The organism is Maribacter confluentis (genome assembly GCF_030505015.1).
GTDB classification, from domain to species: Bacteria; Bacteroidota; Bacteroidia; order Flavobacteriales; family Flavobacteriaceae; genus Maribacter; species Maribacter sedimenticola.
This window is the reverse complement of record NZ_JAUKUC010000001.1, coordinates 2,398,881-2,413,807: the sequence shown is the minus strand read 5'-3', so window position 1 is coordinate 2,413,807 and position 14,927 is coordinate 2,398,881. Positions and strand designations below refer to the sequence as shown.

Annotated in this window: 16 protein-coding genes; 7 read left to right on the top strand and 9 right to left on the bottom strand. The window is 36.0% G+C overall.

Annotation, left to right across the window (positions count from 1 at the left end):
- Positions 1-95: 95 nt before the first annotated feature.
- The 4 genes from Q2T41_RS10550 to Q2T41_RS10535 all read right to left on the bottom strand — a co-directional run bounded on the left by Q2T41_RS10550 (position 96) and on the right by Q2T41_RS10535 (position 4,864).
- On the bottom strand, positions 96-2,564 hold the full coding sequence (locus tag Q2T41_RS10550) for a ribonucleoside-diphosphate reductase subunit alpha (protein WP_304436053.1): 2,469 nt from the start codon (positions 2,562-2,564) through the stop codon (positions 96-98).
- A gap of 119 nt (positions 2,565-2,683) precedes the next feature.
- Positions 2,684-3,670 carry a ribonucleotide-diphosphate reductase subunit beta gene (locus tag Q2T41_RS10545; RefSeq protein WP_304436052.1) on the bottom strand — a complete coding sequence of 329 codons (987 nt, stop codon included), beginning with the start codon at positions 3,668-3,670 and terminating at the stop codon, positions 2,684-2,686.
- A 508-nt stretch (positions 3,671-4,178) separates the two neighbouring features.
- A complete protein-coding gene (locus tag Q2T41_RS10540) occupies positions 4,179-4,712 on the bottom strand; it encodes a hypothetical protein (RefSeq protein ID WP_304436051.1) in 534 nt (177 codons plus the stop codon).
- A gap of 20 nt (positions 4,713-4,732) precedes the next feature.
- A complete protein-coding gene (locus Q2T41_RS10535) occupies positions 4,733-4,864 on the bottom strand; it encodes a hypothetical protein (RefSeq protein WP_304436050.1) in 132 nt (43 codons plus the stop codon).
- 305 nt (positions 4,865-5,169) lie between these two features.
- On the opposite strand from Q2T41_RS10535, the gene Q2T41_RS10530 reads away from it, so the two are divergent.
- Complete coding sequence (locus Q2T41_RS10530) at positions 5,170-5,904, top strand: LytR/AlgR family response regulator transcription factor (RefSeq protein ID WP_304436049.1); 735 nt, start codon at positions 5,170-5,172, stop codon at positions 5,902-5,904.
- 8 nt (positions 5,905-5,912) lie between these two features.
- Entirely contained in the window at positions 5,913-7,877 is a 1,965-nt protein-coding gene (locus Q2T41_RS10525; RefSeq protein WP_304436048.1) for a tetratricopeptide repeat-containing sensor histidine kinase, read from the top strand.
- Here Q2T41_RS10525 and Q2T41_RS10520 read toward each other — a convergent pair.
- Entirely contained in the window at positions 7,870-8,439 is a 570-nt protein-coding gene (locus tag Q2T41_RS10520) for a DUF3109 family protein (RefSeq protein WP_144803952.1), read from the bottom strand. The genes Q2T41_RS10525 and Q2T41_RS10520 overlap by 8 nt on opposite strands.
- A 113-nt stretch (positions 8,440-8,552) precedes the next feature.
- On the opposite strand from Q2T41_RS10520, the gene Q2T41_RS10515 reads away from it, so the two are divergent.
- Complete coding sequence (locus Q2T41_RS10515) at positions 8,553-9,131, top strand: MarC family protein (RefSeq protein WP_089259728.1); 579 nt, start codon at positions 8,553-8,555, stop codon at positions 9,129-9,131.
- Positions 9,132-9,167: 36 nt separating this feature from the next.
- Entirely contained in the window at positions 9,168-9,371 is a 204-nt protein-coding gene (locus Q2T41_RS10510; protein ID WP_304436047.1) for a hypothetical protein, read from the top strand.
- Here the strand turns inward: Q2T41_RS10510 and Q2T41_RS10505 are convergent.
- From Q2T41_RS10505 to Q2T41_RS10490, 4 genes are all read right to left on the bottom strand, one after another.
- On the bottom strand, positions 9,368-10,993 hold the full coding sequence (locus Q2T41_RS10505; RefSeq protein WP_304436046.1) for a S41 family peptidase: 1,626 nt from the start codon (positions 10,991-10,993) through the stop codon (positions 9,368-9,370). The genes Q2T41_RS10510 and Q2T41_RS10505 overlap by 4 nt on opposite strands.
- Positions 10,994-11,007: 14 nt before the next feature.
- Entirely contained in the window at positions 11,008-11,445 is a 438-nt protein-coding gene (locus tag Q2T41_RS10500; protein ID WP_144803950.1) for a deoxycytidylate deaminase, read from the bottom strand.
- 86 nt (positions 11,446-11,531) lie between these two features.
- Positions 11,532-12,116, bottom strand: a complete 585-nt coding sequence (locus Q2T41_RS10495) for a HupE/UreJ family protein (protein WP_304436045.1) — start codon at positions 12,114-12,116, stop codon at positions 11,532-11,534.
- 18 nt (positions 12,117-12,134) lie between these two features.
- Positions 12,135-12,875: a TerB family tellurite resistance protein gene (locus Q2T41_RS10490; protein WP_304436044.1), complete on the bottom strand. Its 741-nt coding sequence runs from the start codon at positions 12,873-12,875 to the stop codon at positions 12,135-12,137.
- 130 nt (positions 12,876-13,005) lie between these two features.
- Between Q2T41_RS10490 and Q2T41_RS10485 the strand changes: the two genes are divergently transcribed.
- The 3 genes from Q2T41_RS10485 to Q2T41_RS10475 all read left to right on the top strand — a co-directional run bounded on the left by Q2T41_RS10485 (position 13,006) and on the right by Q2T41_RS10475 (position 14,901).
- Positions 13,006-13,416 (top strand): BrxA/BrxB family bacilliredoxin, encoded by a 411-nt coding sequence (locus Q2T41_RS10485; protein WP_089258627.1) that lies wholly within the window; start codon positions 13,006-13,008, stop codon positions 13,414-13,416.
- A gap of 79 nt (positions 13,417-13,495) precedes the next feature.
- Entirely contained in the window at positions 13,496-14,233 is a 738-nt protein-coding gene (locus Q2T41_RS10480) for a lysophospholipid acyltransferase family protein (protein WP_304436043.1), read from the top strand.
- Positions 14,230-14,901 (top strand): HD domain-containing protein, encoded by a 672-nt coding sequence (locus tag Q2T41_RS10475; RefSeq protein ID WP_304436042.1) that lies wholly within the window; start codon positions 14,230-14,232, stop codon positions 14,899-14,901. Before Q2T41_RS10480 ends, Q2T41_RS10475 begins: the two co-directional genes overlap by 4 nt.
- Positions 14,902-14,927: the final 26 nt, after the last annotated feature.

Here is a 14,927-nt window from a genome sequence, read left to right as displayed (position 1 = left end):
AACGATAATTAAAATTCCCTTACTTAACCTAGGCTTTAGCCGCTATTAAAAAAGACCCCTGATCAGGGGTCTTTTTTATTTATTAAATGTTTGTTTTAGGACCCGCACATTAGGCAATCATCATCTGCTTGTCCTTCTTTAGCTCTAGCAATCATTTCTTTCATTTCTTGTGGCGTTAGTGGTTGAATGTCAATTTCTGCCTGTGGCGACACCATCTTAACTGCATTATCTGTCACTACTGGCTCATTGACCACGGAAGTAACCACTTCTGCTTCAACCGGGCTTTCTTTTTTCTTAGAATTGTCCAACGTAAATTTTATGGCATCTACAGCAGCTTTGGTACGCAAATAGTACATCCCAGTTTTAAGTCCGCTCTTCCAAGCATAAAAATGCATAGATGTCAATTTGGAATAATTGGCATTTTCCATAAAAAGGTTCAAGGACTGGCTTTGATCAATAAAGTACCCTCTTTGTCTGGACATATCTATTATATCCTTCATACTTAGTTCCCATACAGTTTTATAGAGATCTCTAATATCTTGTGGAATAGTCTCTATATGTTGTATTGACCCATTGGCACGCATTAATTCTTGCTTCATGTTCTCGTTCCACATTCCCAATTCAACAAGGTCTTCCAATAAATGTTTATTGACCACTATAAATTCCCCAGACAGTACGCGTCTGGTATAAATATTGGATGTATAAGGCTCAAAGCATTCATTGTTACCTAATATTTGTGACGTTGAAGCCGTGGGCATTGGCGCCACTAGCAAGGAATTACGAACGCCATGTTGCAGCACATCTTTTCGTAATTTTTCCCAATCCCATCTACCGGACAATTCCTCGTCCTTTATGCCCCATAAATTATATTGAAATTTTCCTTGGGAGATCGGTGAGCCTTCATAGCTGGAATAAGGACCTTCTTCCTTGGACATTTCCATTGAAGCGGTTACAGCGGCAAAATATAACGTTTCAAATATTTCCTCATTTAGTTTTTTGGCATCATCACTGGTAAATGGCATACGAAGTTTAATAAACACATCGGCTAGGCCCTGTACTCCCAAACCAACAGGTCTGTGACGCATATTTGAATTTTCCGCTTCTTTTACCGGGTAATAATTACGGTCTATTACCTTGTTCAAATTCTTGGTAACACGTTTTGTTACCTTAAAGAGCTCTTTATGATCAAAGGCTCCGTTCTTAATGAACATGGGCAAAGCTATGGAAGCTAAATTACAAACCGCTACCTCATCTGGCGAGGTATATTCCATAATTTCAGTACATAGATTCGAGGAACGGATCGTTCCCAAATTTTTCTGGTTGCTTTTACGGTTTGCGGCATCCTTATAAAGCATATATGGCGTGCCGGTCTCTATTTGGGATTCCAATATTTTCTCCCAAAGCTCTCTAGCCTTTATCGTTTTACGACCTTTGCCCTCTGCCTCATATTGCGTGTATAATCTTTCAAACTCCTCACTGTGTTTATTATACAGATCAGGGCACTCATTAGGACACATTAAGGTCCAATCTTCATTAGCCTCTACCCTTTTCATGAACAGGTCAGAAATCCACATAGCATAGAATAAGTCCCTTGCTCTCATTTCTTCCTTTCCATGGTTCTTTTTTAAATCTAAAAAGTCAAAAATATCGGCATGCCAAGGTTCCAAATAAATTGCAAAACTACCTTTGCGCTTTCCTCCACCCTGGTCTACGTAACGGGCTGTATCATTAAACACTTGTAACATGGGCACAATACCGTTAGATGTACCGTTAGTACCAGCTATATAGGAACCCGTTGCCCTAATATTATGAATGGATAAGCCTATACCCCCGGCAGATTGGGAAATTTTAGCCGTTTGTTTCAAGGTGTCATAAATACCCTCTATACTATCATCTTTCATTGCCAATAGAAAACAAGAAGACATTTGAGGTTTTGGTGTACCGGAATTGAACAATGTTGGCGTAGCATGGGTAAAATATTTTTTGGACATCAACTCATAGGTTTCTATGGCAGCATCCAAATCATTTAAATGAATTCCTACAGATACACGCATAAGCATGTGCTGGGGACGTTCTGCTATTTTACCGTTTAATTTCAACAAATAAGACCGTTCCAATGTTTTAAAACCAAAATAATCGTAGCCAAAATCTCGGTTGTAAATTATAGTTGAGTCCAAACGTTCCGCATTATCGGCAATTACTTGGTATACCTCATCAGATAACAAAGGGGCCTTTTTTCCTGTTCTGGGATTTACATAAACATATAGATCCTTCATGGTTTCGGAAAAGGATTTTTTTGTGTTTTTATGTAAATTGGATACAGATATCCTTGCTGCCAATTTAGCGTAATCCGGATGCGTAGTGGTCATAGTTGCTGCAATTTCAGCGGCCAGGTTGTCCAGCTCTGAAGTTGTAACACCATCATACAGTCCCTCAATGACCCGCATAGCTACTTTTAAAGGATCCACCAGTCCGTTAAGACCATAACAGAGTTTTCGTACTCTTGCGGTAATCTTATCAAACATTACCACTTCTTTTCTTCCATCTCTTTTAATTACAAACATTGGCTACAAATATTTTAGGTTACTATTACTTTATTCAATATGTTAATAATTTTAACATATAAAGACCAGGGCATAAAAACCTCTTTATCGATAAGTAAAGAGGTTGTAAATACTGTTTATTAAAAATCAGCGTCGAAGCTAATTTTTTGCGAATCTTCATCTTTGTCCTTGTTCAGAACTCCGGCTTTTTGATATTCAGACACTCGTTTTTCAAAAAAATTGGTTTTACCCTGCAACGAAATCATGTCCATAAAGTCGAACGGATTGGATGCATTATACACTTTATCACATTCCAATTCTACCAGTAGGCGATCGGTAACAAATTCTAAATACTGGGTCATTAATTTAGAATTCATGCCTATTAAGCTAACGGGCAATGATTCTGTAATGAATTCACGCTCAATATTAAGTGCATTGGTAAGGATTTCCGTAATCCGTTCTTTGGGCACTTTGTTCATTAAGTGTTTGTTGTGTAAATGAACAGCATAATCACAATGCATACCTTCATCCCTTGAGATTAATTCGTTAGAAAAGGTAAGTCCGGGCATTAGACCCCTTTTCTTTAACCAAAAAATGGAACAAAACGCACCGGAAAAGAAAATCCCCTCTACAGCGGCAAAAGCGATCAAGCGCTCGGCAAAACTAGGAGACTCAATCCAATTTAAGGCCCAATCTGCTTTTTTCTTAATAGCTGGAAAATTCTCGATGGCCTTGAAAAGAATGTTTTTTTCCTTTTCGTCCTTTACATAGGTATCTATTAAAAGGGAATAGGTTTCTGAGTGAATGTTTTCCATCATAATTTGAAAACCATAAAAGAATTTAGCTTCTGCATACTGCACTTCGCTCACAAAATTTTCAGCTAAATTTTCATTTACAATACCGTCAGAAGCGGCAAAGAAAGCCAAGATGTGTTTTATGAAAAAACGCTCATCTTCGTTTAACTTATTGTTCCAGTCATTTAAATCCTCATGAAGATCAATTTCCTCTGCGGTCCAAAAACAAGCCTCACATTTTTTATACCATTCCCACAGGTCATTGTGTTTTATAGGAAAAATAACAAAGCGGTCATCATTTGCTTCCAAAATAGGCTCAAAGGCTGTGGACATATCATTTATGGTTTAAAAGTTAGTAGTAAAGAAGTTGAAAAATACCTTCTCATTGGGAGTATCAAAGATTCAAAAATGCTTTGAATTTTTAAAGTGCGTTTAGCCAATTAAAGGACAAAGTTTTTAACACAAAATGTTGAAATCTAGGCTCGCAAGTGATGTTTATTGCATTTAGGCCAAAAGGAAATTGCGGGTAACTTTTAAGCAAATTGAACAAATATTTTATAAACCAAAAAGTATATAAAATCATACTAAATGGTTTAAATAATGTACTTGATTTAAAAAGGAATATTAAGATAGGTAATACCAAATTGTACGGTCCCTCCAATGCTCATATTATGAAAAATGCCCACCAAATCTAATCAAGGTAGTTCCCCCGAAACCTTTTCTTAGATTGTAATTCTACGTACAGAACACGTAAACCTCACATATTTTGGCGCTCAAAACATTAGATATAAAATAACATACACTATTTTATTAAGAACCGTACTTTCCTTGGTATTAAAATTTAATTTGCATTAAAAAAACCTTTGATGATCAAAGGTTCTCTTTCAGCATTTTCATAAGTAACTTCTATATTTCCATAAACCGTTTTTTTGCGGTTGGTATGTATTGCTATTGTACCGTCCTTTGCAAAAAAAGGCAGTTCACTCAATTCATTGATATCGGCAAAACCATACACCCCAGAAAATTGACGTATTAATCTATCAAGATTTTTTATTTCATACGTACCGTTAATTCTATTGAGATTGTCATTAGAGGCTATGATAAACGAAATTAAATCGGCCTTGCAACCATTGGCCGGAACAAATCTTAATTCAATGTTTTTTGTTATTTTTCCGAATTCATCTACATCGTTCTTTAATTGAAACGATGCCTTACCTACCATTGATTCATCTTTAATGCCGGAAAATTGAAAATAAAATGCACCCTGGTCAACACTTAAATTGTTCACTGGGTTTTCAGAACCTCCTGCTATCAAAAGCAATGGAGTTATTCCAAATAAGAACATTTTTAAAAATTTAATGACTACTTGAATCATTTGGAGGATTTTGCTACTTGTTAGGGCCGCTTTATTGGCGTTTCTACCGCCACGGTTAAATTTTCATTGAATTTTTCTTCTGATTGTTTAATCTTAGACGCAATTATCAAAACGATAATAAACAACCCAAACATTAAACCACATTTTCTCATTGCTCAATAAAATTTACATTACATCTTAGTCGCTAAGGTAGATGAACATAAAAGGTCTTTTCTTGGTATTGTATAACCTGTTGTTTTTTTTGTGTATTTGGATTTAAACAATTTCAAGAACCAAAAAGACGATTATAATTTGTAATATTTTTCTTTCAAATTGATTGATTTGTATATATGACAGATAATGAAAAGCATTCTATTACCGATTACACTAAAATTGCATCCATTGACACAAAATTTTAATTTAGAACGATTGAAGCCCCTAATTTTTCCTAACTTTCTATTTTCATAGCCATACTAATATGTTACAAGCCGTCATAGTCGATGATGAAATAAAGGCTCTACAAAGCTTAACCTGGGAACTCACAAACTTTAGTGATGAGATAAAGGTGGTAGCCTCTTTTACCAATCCACATGATGCTCTAAACTATCTTGAAAAACATACACCAGACTGTCTTTTTTTAGATATTGAAATGCCCACTATGGATGGTTTTCAATTCATAAAAAAACTTACCAATAAAAATTTTCCGGTCGTGATTACTACGGCCTATAACCAATATGCCCTAAAGGCGATTAAAAGCGAAGCACTGGATTATCTATTAAAACCAATAGATACGGATGATCTTGAAGAAACAATTACCAAAATTAAAAAGTTTAATAACAAAAATTTTTCAATGGAAAAATTAGAGATGGCATTGTTGAATTTTAATTCCAAAGCCTCTCATAATAGGATTACCTTAAATACGGATGGAAAATTATTGTTTCTAGAAAGTGACGAAATACTTTATGCAGAATCTGATGGAAACTATAGCACCATTTTCTTAAGTGACGGTCAAAAAATAGTGCTTACTAAAAAACTAAAAGAGGTCAATGAAATCTTACCGGATGATTCCTTTTTTAGAATTCACAATTCTTACATTGTGAACCTAAATAAAATAAAGGAATTTTTGAAGACCGATGGTTATGTTATTTTAAAATCGAATCATAAAATACCGGTATCAAGGCAGAAAAAATCCGATTTTTTAGACATGCTATAACTATGTTCATGGCCCCCTTAAAATGTATCTTTCCCCTTAAAAATTTTAAGCACACCTTTATTTTAGGTATCCTCGCATGTCTTATTTTTCCATTTCTACTATCTGCACAGAACATCCCAACCCCGTTCAAAAAAGACGTTGATAGCTTAATTGCGGCATCCCCCAAAACCTACAGGGAAATAGACAATGTATTGCGGCAGTATAGAAAGGACAGTGTTTTATTACATTATGTCAACAATATATCAAAATCAAATAATTATTTGTACGGCCAGGCCTATGCCTACAACCAATTGGGAAGAATTTACAGGGATATATCTCTTTATCCTAAATCACTGGAATATTTTCAGCAAGCGTTGAAAATCTCTATTGAGGCTGAAAGTATAGAATTTAGGGTATATAGTCTTAATATGATCAGTGTAGTCCACAGGAGAACAGATGCCGTTAAATCTGCCTTGGATTATAGCCAAGAAGCACTGGAACTGGCCGAGACCGTTGCAGAACCCAGTATTGGGTTAAAACGTAGTATTAATGTATCGTTGAACAGTATAGGGAACATTTATCAAATGTTGGAACAATACGAACTGGCCATTGAGAAATTTGAACGTTCCATGATATTGGAGCAGGAGTTGGACAATAAACTGGGCCTGGCGATCAATCATCAAAATCTTGGCGAATGTTATGAAGCACAGGGCAAACTTGAACCTGCACTACAGCATTTTAGAAAATCTTTGGTTTATAATGAAATCATTGATTCTGATAAAGGTAAGGTAATATGCAATTACAGTATTGCACATGTGTATGTTCATTTGAGCAGAATAACAGAAGCCATTGACATTTTAAATAAAAACTTACAACGGGCCATTAGGTTGGGGGACAAACAGATCATTGCCACAATTTATATCAACCTTGGTTGGGCCTTTATTCGAAAGGGCGATTTTAATGCCGCACAGGCAAATTTAGAAAAAGGGTTGGACCTGGGAAAAGACTATAACCTAGATTCTGAAATTGCAGAAGCGAACAAATTTCTTTCAGAACTTTGGATAAAACGCGATGATTATGAAAAAGGGATGGAATATTTTAAGGAATTCAAGAATTATGAAGACCGTATAGCAAATTCCCTAAATCTAAGATATGTAAACGATATGATTTTGCGGTATGAATCGCAAATACGGGAGAACCAATACGAACGCCTTGCCGCAGAAAATGAAAATGTTCGTTTAAAATTGAGGAAGAACAGAACCATGCTGATCATTATTGGTATCTTTTTAATTTTACTCATAGGCATTTTATACATCCTTTACAGACAAAGTCAGTTAAATGCTGAAAAAAAGCTGCTGACCTTGGAACAAAGTATGTTGAGAAGCCAAATGAATCCCCATTTTCTATTCAACTCCTTAAATTCCATCAAATTATACATTATTAATAATGAAAAAAAGAACGCCGTTCATTACCTGAACAAATTCTCCAAATTGGTAAGAAAAATACTTGAAGCATCTTCACAACGGGAAATAACTTTGGCAGAAGAATTGGAAACCGTAGAGCTTTATATGAATATAGAGAATATACGCTTTTCCAATGAAATCAACTTTAACGTACATGTTAAGGATGATATAGATACCCATAACATTAAAATTCCCTCTTTGATCTTACAGCCTTTCTTGGAAAATGCACTATGGCACGGACTCTCTTCTAAAGATGGTGCCAAAAACATAGATTTGGAAATTAAAAAAGGTAAAAACGGATTTATTGAGATTATCATTTCAGATAACGGAGTTGGTAGGGATGCCGCTGAAAAAATAAAAAACAGTAAAGTGTTAAAAAGAAAATCCGTAGGTATAGATATTACCAAAGAGCGGTTGGCCAATTTTTCTCGAGATTATGAAAACTATTTTCATGTTGAGATTATAGATAAATACAATGAGGACAATATACCTACCGGTACTCAAATTATTATCTACATACCAACTATTTAAGGTGGTCGGCGGCTACTTCTTCCAGTTCACTGTACCAAGCTTCTCCAAACTTACGGATCAGGGCCTCTTTTACAAACTTATATATGGGCACTTTAAGTTCTTCCCCAAGGGCACATGCAGGGTCACAGATATGCCATTTATGATAATTGACCGCGGTAAGTTCCGTATACTCTTTTACCCTTATAGGATAAAGGTGGCAGGAAACAGGTTTTTTCCATTTGATCTTGCCTTGGTTATACGCTTCTTCAATACCGCATTTTGCAATTTTATGTTGATCAAATATCACATATGCACATTCACTGCCATTGACCAACGGGGTTTCCCATTCGCCATCCTCTCCTTTTACAAAAGCACCTTGTTCTTCTATTACCTTTATACCTTCTGGCCGTAGAAACGGTTTAACTTTAGCAAAGATATCCACCATGATTTCCGTTTCGCTATCTTCTACGGGAGCACCTGCCTCACCATCAACACAACACCCCCCTTTGCAAGCATTAAGATTACATACAAAATCATTTTCTATAATTTCCTCGGATACTATGGTCTTGCCTAATTGAAACATGGTCTAATTTAAAGGCCGCAAGATACATTATTTGAAAAGTATTGCCTTTACATTATTTTATGAATAAACATCTAAATGGTTTTTATAAACGTAAATTTGCAAAAATTTTCATTATGGAATTTCATTTTAACTTTAGGGAAATCATTACAGCCAGTATGGTTTTGTTTGCCGTTATCGATATTTTAGGAAGTATTCCTATCATCATTGGCCTAAGAAAAAAGGTTGGCCATATCCAATCCGAAAAAGCTTCTATAGTTGCGGCAATCATCATGGTAGCCTTTCTTTTTTTAGGAGAGGAAATCTTGAACTTAATAGGCATTGACGTAAATTCCTTTGCGGTTGCCGGTTCCTTCATCATTTTCTTCCTTGCCATTGAAATGATTTTGGGGATAACGTTATATAGGGATGATGAACCGGAAAGTGCTTCTATAGTTCCCATTGCGTTTCCTTTAATTGCCGGTGCAGGTACATTGACTTCATTATTGTCCCTAAGGGCAGAATACTATGTGGAAAACATTATTGTGGCCATTGTGGTCAACATTATTTTTGTGTTTGTGGTACTAAAATCTTCCGTAAAAATTGAAAAAATGTTGGGGTCCGGTGGTGTCAATGTTATTAGAAAGGTATTTGGTGTAATTTTGATGGCCATTGCCGTAAAATTATTTGCGGCCAATATCAATGAACTTTTCTAGCCGAATATTAGGTCGTATTTTTATAAAAAATTAATTATGAGCAAGACATTATCCATAATCTTCATTGTTGTGGCGGTAGGTTTAATAGCCTACAATGTAACCTTGGTAAATTTTGCCGATCCCTTTGAGAAAAATAGTACCATAGCATTAATTGGTATTATGGCCTCATTGTGTGCCATTATATTGCTATTGGTCTTTGTTACCAGTAAAAAAATACAGGATAAAATTAACAAGGATTAATTACTTGCTTTAATCTGTGCGGTTTTATTTTGCCATTTTCTAGCATTGTCCAATTCTAAAACTTTTTGCAGCATTGCATCTTCGTCTGCCTTAATTTTGGCATGAATGTTCGTATTGAACAATTGCTCTGCAATACTGGCCTTTAAAAAACGCTTTATACTGGATTCATAATCGTAAAAATTCATCCGTAGATTTCTGTCTATGGAATATTCTACGAATCTTTCAAAAAGAATATCATCCACATTAAAATCGTTTACAAAGGATTCTTGGCTGTATTGTGCATATCTGTCCCGATCCTCCTCTAGGTGTTCAAATACAAAAAAAGATAAAAATCCCAGACTATCCATACTCTCAACCGCTTCTTCCTCATTACTCCCAATAGGCACAAATACATCTGGTATAATACCACCACCGCCGTATACGACTTTTCCTTTGGGGGTAACGAACTTTAACGAATCCGCTACTTTTATACTGTCTACGGATATCATTTCACCACTATGGTAACGGTCCGTAAATTTTTGGTAATAATCCTTGGTGCCGTTGGCATATGTTTTTTGAATGCTACGGCCTGTTGGGGTATAATACCTTGAAACGGTCAATCTTACCGCAGAACCGTCTCCCAAAGCCATTTCTCGCTGTACAAGACCTTTTCCAAAAGATCTTCTTCCTACTATGGTACCTATATCATTATCCTGTAGGGCGCCCGCTACAATTTCACTAGCAGAGGCAGATCGCTCATTAATCAGGACATATACGGGCTTGTCCTCAAAAGAACCATCATCCGTAGCAAAACTTTTATTGATTTTACCTTTTTTATTTTTTGTAAACAATATTAATTTACCGTCTTCCAAAAATTCATCGGCCATTTCTTCTGCCATACCAAGATATCCCCCAGGATTGTCCCTTAAGTCTAAAATTAGTTGTTCCGCACCTCGGTCCTGCAATACCATTAAAGCGGTCTTAAACTCCTTATAAGTAGATTCTGCAAATCTATTGACCTTTATATATCCTATATCATTGGTAAGCATATAGAAAGACTCCACACTTTTTAATGGAACCACTCCTCTTTTCACCTTGACATTAAAAATTTTGTCTTCCGCTTTTCTATAAATGGTAAGATTGACCATGGTCCCTTCTTGACCCTTTAATTTATCCACTATAATTTCACTTGGATATTCTTTGCCGAACAGCGTGTCATTATCTGCCATTAAGATACGATCGCCAGGTAAAATTCCTTTTATATAGCTTGGCCCATCCTTTACGGTCTTTATAACCGTAATTGTATCATGGTACGCATAAAAATTTACGCCAATACCAACAAAATCGCCCTTCATGTTTTCTGCAACACGGTCCATTTCCTTTTCAGAAATATAGACGGAGTGTGGGTCCAATTTCTCTAGAATACTATTAACGGTAACATCTACGATACTATCTGTATTGACATCATCAACGTATTCGTAGTCAATATAATCTATTAATCTGTTAAGCTTATCTTTTTTGGAGTTGGTAGAAAAAAGGCGTTCCGGAGAATCGTTGAAATTTAACTTTCCACCCAAAAATACCCCCAAGGCCACAGCTGCGGAAATAATTAATGGTAATAGAAAATTAAATTTTTTATTCATCTTTAATTTAAACGTTATATAGTAACATTTATTTCTGGCATATGTTCAACTTCTACTTTGGCCTTTTCTAAAAATCGTATTCCGGAATCATCTTTGTAGCCAATTTGATAGACAACACGTTTTATACCGGCTTGATGTATAAGTTTACTGCACTCCCTGCAAGGAGATAAGGTAATATACAACGTGGCGCCTTGACATGATTGAGTAGAACTGGCTACTTTAAGAATTGCATTGGCCTCGGCATGTAGAACATACCACTTTGTGTATCCATCCTCATCCTCACAATAATTTTCAAAACCTGTTGGCGTACCGTTATACCCATCGGATATAATCATTCTATCCTTTACAATGATAGCACCAACCTGTTTTCTCTTACATGAGGACAATTTACCCCATTCCTTGGCCATTCTTAAATAAGCCCTATCATACTTTAACTGTTTTTCTTTATTCATCTTGATCAAGCTTTAAAAAAGCTGAATACACTAAGGTACCTGCTTTATTTGGCAAGAACCACGTCATAAGGTCAAATTTAACAATCTTAAAAGGGAAAAGTTGTATAAAGCAACGGCAGAGTAATAAAAATTATAAGCATACTACCAACAGCAATGAACAAACGTTGCTTTACGTTGAGTATGGACTGTAAAACAAATGCCAATACCAATACCAACATGACTATTAGCACTTGAGATAATTCTATACCTCCTGCAAAACCCAACAATGGTATCAATTTTTCATCTTCTCCCATTACCATCATTTTAAAATAATTTGAAAATCCGAAACCATGAATCAACCCAAATATACCGGTAGAAAGCAAGTGAAACCATATGGTTTTCCCATTATTATCGTCCTTAAGAATGAATAAGTTATAGAGGGCCGTTGCCAATATGGTTACCGGAATTAAAAATTCTATATATCCTGCATTGACCACAATTAGCTCAAACACGGAAAGTACTAAGGCCAAACAGTGGGTTATGGTAAAAACGGTTGCCAGTAATAGAACTTTTTTCCAACTTTTAAACGTAAATGGTAGCGCCAGGGCGGATAAGAATAGAATATGATCATATGCATTGATATTCAAGACATGTTGTAAACCCAATTGTAAATAAAACCAAAAATCTTGCATAGGATGTGTTTTAGTTAATTAATTTATGCCTCGTTCTTTTTGAATGGTTTCGTAAGCCTCCTGTACCTGTTTAAATTTCTCTTCCGCTCCTTTTTTAATGGCTTCATCTTGGGTGTTTACCCGATCAGGATGATATTTTTTGGCCATGGTCCTATATGCCTTTTTAATTTCTGCATCTGTAGCGGTTTTTGGCATATCCAGTATTTTATAGGCATTATTGGCAGATTTTACGAACATCGCCTTTATGCTATCAAATTCATTAATGGAAACCCTAAGGTAACCTGCTATTTCCCTAATTTTTTGTATTTCCGGATTACTAATACTACCATCTGCCTGTGCAATACCAAATAAGAAATGAAGAAGTTGCAAACGCACTTCATAACGCGTGCGTTGTGCTAAAAACGTACCTATCCTTTGTGCTGAGATTTGCCCTTTCTTATTGATGTCGTTAAATGTCCTAAAAATGGCATTGGCCTTTTCTTTACCATAAGTACTTACAAAATATTGTCTAACATAATCCATTTCAGATTGGCTCACTTGTCCATCTGCCTTAATAACGATAGAACACAAGGAAAGTAAGTTCAGTTCAAAATCTGCAGGGGTCACATTTGGCCTGGTATAATCTTGGAATACACTTTTGGCACTACCGGTACTTGACCCAAAAAAATTATCTATAATGCTACCTGCAAAAAAACCTAGTATTGCCCCAGATAACCCTCTCAAAAAAAAGCCGACTACAGCTCCCAACCATTTGATCATTTCGTAGTATGAATTTTGCCAAAGATAAAATATTACCAATAGAAAGTTGGGCCAATGAAAAGTTAAGGTCTTCTCCTCCTGTACGACTAATTGGTTATCTTTGTATTAGTTTAATTTAAACAATAAGAATATGTACCCTGCGGAATTAGTAAAACCAATGAGAGATGATCTGGCTTCTGCCGGATTTGAAGAATTATATACTGCGGAAGCAGTGACAAATGCTATCAACAAAGAAGGAACAACTTTAGTGGTTGTAAATTCTGTATGTGGTTGTGCGGCCGCCAATGCAAGACCTGCAGCCAAAATGAGTTTGCAGAACGATAAAAAACCGGACCATGCAGTTACGGTATTTGCCGGTGTGGATAAGGAAGCGGTAGATGCGGCCAGAAATTTAATGGTCCCTTTCCCCCCATCTTCGCCATCTATGGCATTGTTCAAAAATGGTGAGTTGGTTCATATGATCGAGCGCCATCATATTGAAGGAAGACCTGCGGAAATGATCGCACAAAATCTTGTACAAGCTTATGACGAGTTTTGTTAAGGTTTGCAAGAATCGTATTTACCCTAAAATAATAAGTTTAAAAAACCGCTCTAATTGAGCGGTTTTTTATTTTTGTAGCATGCAAAAAATGCTCTCCTATATTGTTACCCCCTTCTTTTTTGTGGCATTTGGCCTATGTCTGCTTGTTTTTCATCCAATGCAATGGATCGCTTTTAAACTGTTTGGGTATAATGGATTAAAGCCTGTAGTAAGCAAGTTGAACTTTTTTTTGATGCGCAGTACCAATATACTGGGCACAACATATCGGTACACCAACAACTATGACCTGCCTACAGATAGACCCTTGATCATTGTCACCAATCATCAAAGCATGTATGACATACCCCCATTGATTTGGTATCTCAGAAAGCACCATCCAAAATTTGTGAGTAAAAAAGAATTAGGAAAAGGAATTCCCAGTGTTTCGTTCAATCTTGTACATGGTGGTTCCGTACTTATTGATAGAAATGATGGCAAGTCCGCCCTTATGGAAATAGGAAAATTAGGAACCTATATAGAACATTACAATAGAAGTGCGGTAATTTTTCCGGAAGGCACACGAAGTAGGGACGGGTATCCAAAACCTTTTAAACCTATGGGCCTAAAAATATTATTAAAAAAAGCTCCTTCTGCATTGGTCGTACCAATTAGTATCAACAATTCATGGAAATTGGTACGTTATGGTCAGTTTCCTATGGGATTAGGCGCAAAGGTCCGTATAGATGTTCAACAACCATTGGAGAACAATGGTAATCTAGATGACCTAATCCGTAAAATTGAAGCATCCGTAGTTAGCGGAATAAACTCCTTTAAATGACCGAAACAGAAATAGTAGAAGAGACCATCACTTTTGTGAAAGAAACATTACAAAATGCGGAAGGAGGCCATGATTGGTTTCATATACAACGCGTTTTTAAAAATACCATGCTCATTGCCAAGGACGAAAACGTTAATATTTTGGTCGTTAGCTTGGGGGCTCTTTTACATGATATTGCCGATGCAAAGTTCAATAAGGGGGACGAGAGCTTAGGTCCTAAAATGGCGGAAAATTTTCTACTTAGCCTAAAAGTTCCAAAAAGGACGATTAATCACGTTATAAAAATTATAAAATACAGCTCTTTTAAATCAGGCATTGTTGATGGAAAATTGAAGAAAAAACTGTTTACATCCAAAGAACTACAGGTTGTACAAGATGCCGATCGTCTAGATGCCATAGGCGCAATAGGAATTGCCCGAGCATTTAATTATGGAGGGTTTAAAAATAGGACCATGTACGATCCTGAAATTTCCCCTAATTTAGGAATGACCAAGGAAGAATATAAAAAATCTACCGCACCTACCATTAATCATTTCTACGAAAAATTATTGTTGCTCAAGGATAAAATGAATACGGACACCGGTAAGCGATTAGCGGAAGAACGACACCAATATATGATTGATTTCCTAGAGCAATTTTATAGGGAATGGAATCCATTAAAAATCTAAATACAAACCCCAAATTATTATTTTTT

What these genes read in the sequence shown, in the direction of transcription:
- Q2T41_RS10530 (WP_304436049.1), top strand. Translation starts at nt 5,170, where the DNA reads ATGTTACAAGCCGTCATAGTCGATGATGAAATAAAGGCTCTACAAAGC.
- Q2T41_RS10490 (WP_304436044.1), bottom strand. Translation starts at nt 12,875, where the DNA reads ATGATCAAATGGTTGGGAGCTGTAGTCGGCTTTTTTTTGAGAGGGTTA.
- Q2T41_RS10480 (WP_304436043.1), top strand. Translation starts at nt 13,496, where the DNA reads ATGCAAAAAATGCTCTCCTATATTGTTACCCCCTTCTTTTTTGTGGCA.
- Q2T41_RS10510 (WP_304436047.1), top strand. Translation starts at nt 9,168, where the DNA reads ATGAGCAAGACATTATCCATAATCTTCATTGTTGTGGCGGTAGGTTTA.
- Q2T41_RS10540 (WP_304436051.1), bottom strand. Translation starts at nt 4,712, where the DNA reads ATGATTCAAGTAGTCATTAAATTTTTAAAAATGTTCTTATTTGGAATA.
- Q2T41_RS10505 (WP_304436046.1), bottom strand. Translation starts at nt 10,993, where the DNA reads ATGAATAAAAAATTTAATTTTCTATTACCATTAATTATTTCCGCAGCT.
- Q2T41_RS10535 (WP_304436050.1), bottom strand. Translation starts at nt 4,864, where the DNA reads ATGAGAAAATGTGGTTTAATGTTTGGGTTGTTTATTATCGTTTTGATA.
- Q2T41_RS10515 (WP_089259728.1), top strand. Translation starts at nt 8,553, where the DNA reads ATGGAATTTCATTTTAACTTTAGGGAAATCATTACAGCCAGTATGGTT.
- Q2T41_RS10545 (WP_304436052.1), bottom strand. Translation starts at nt 3,670, where the DNA reads ATGTCCACAGCCTTTGAGCCTATTTTGGAAGCAAATGATGACCGCTTT.
- Q2T41_RS10500 (WP_144803950.1), bottom strand. Translation starts at nt 11,445, where the DNA reads ATGAATAAAGAAAAACAGTTAAAGTATGATAGGGCTTATTTAAGAATG.
- Q2T41_RS10550 (WP_304436053.1), bottom strand. Translation starts at nt 2,564, where the DNA reads ATGTTTGTAATTAAAAGAGATGGAAGAAAAGAAGTGGTAATGTTTGAT.
- Q2T41_RS10485 (WP_089258627.1), top strand. Translation starts at nt 13,006, where the DNA reads ATGTACCCTGCGGAATTAGTAAAACCAATGAGAGATGATCTGGCTTCT.
- Q2T41_RS10495 (WP_304436045.1), bottom strand. Translation starts at nt 12,116, where the DNA reads ATGCAAGATTTTTGGTTTTATTTACAATTGGGTTTACAACATGTCTTG.
- Q2T41_RS10525 (WP_304436048.1), top strand. Translation starts at nt 5,913, where the DNA reads ATGGCCCCCTTAAAATGTATCTTTCCCCTTAAAAATTTTAAGCACACC.
- Q2T41_RS10520 (WP_144803952.1), bottom strand. Translation starts at nt 8,439, where the DNA reads ATGTTTCAATTAGGCAAGACCATAGTATCCGAGGAAATTATAGAAAAT.
- Q2T41_RS10475 (WP_304436042.1), top strand. Translation starts at nt 14,230, where the DNA reads ATGACCGAAACAGAAATAGTAGAAGAGACCATCACTTTTGTGAAAGAA.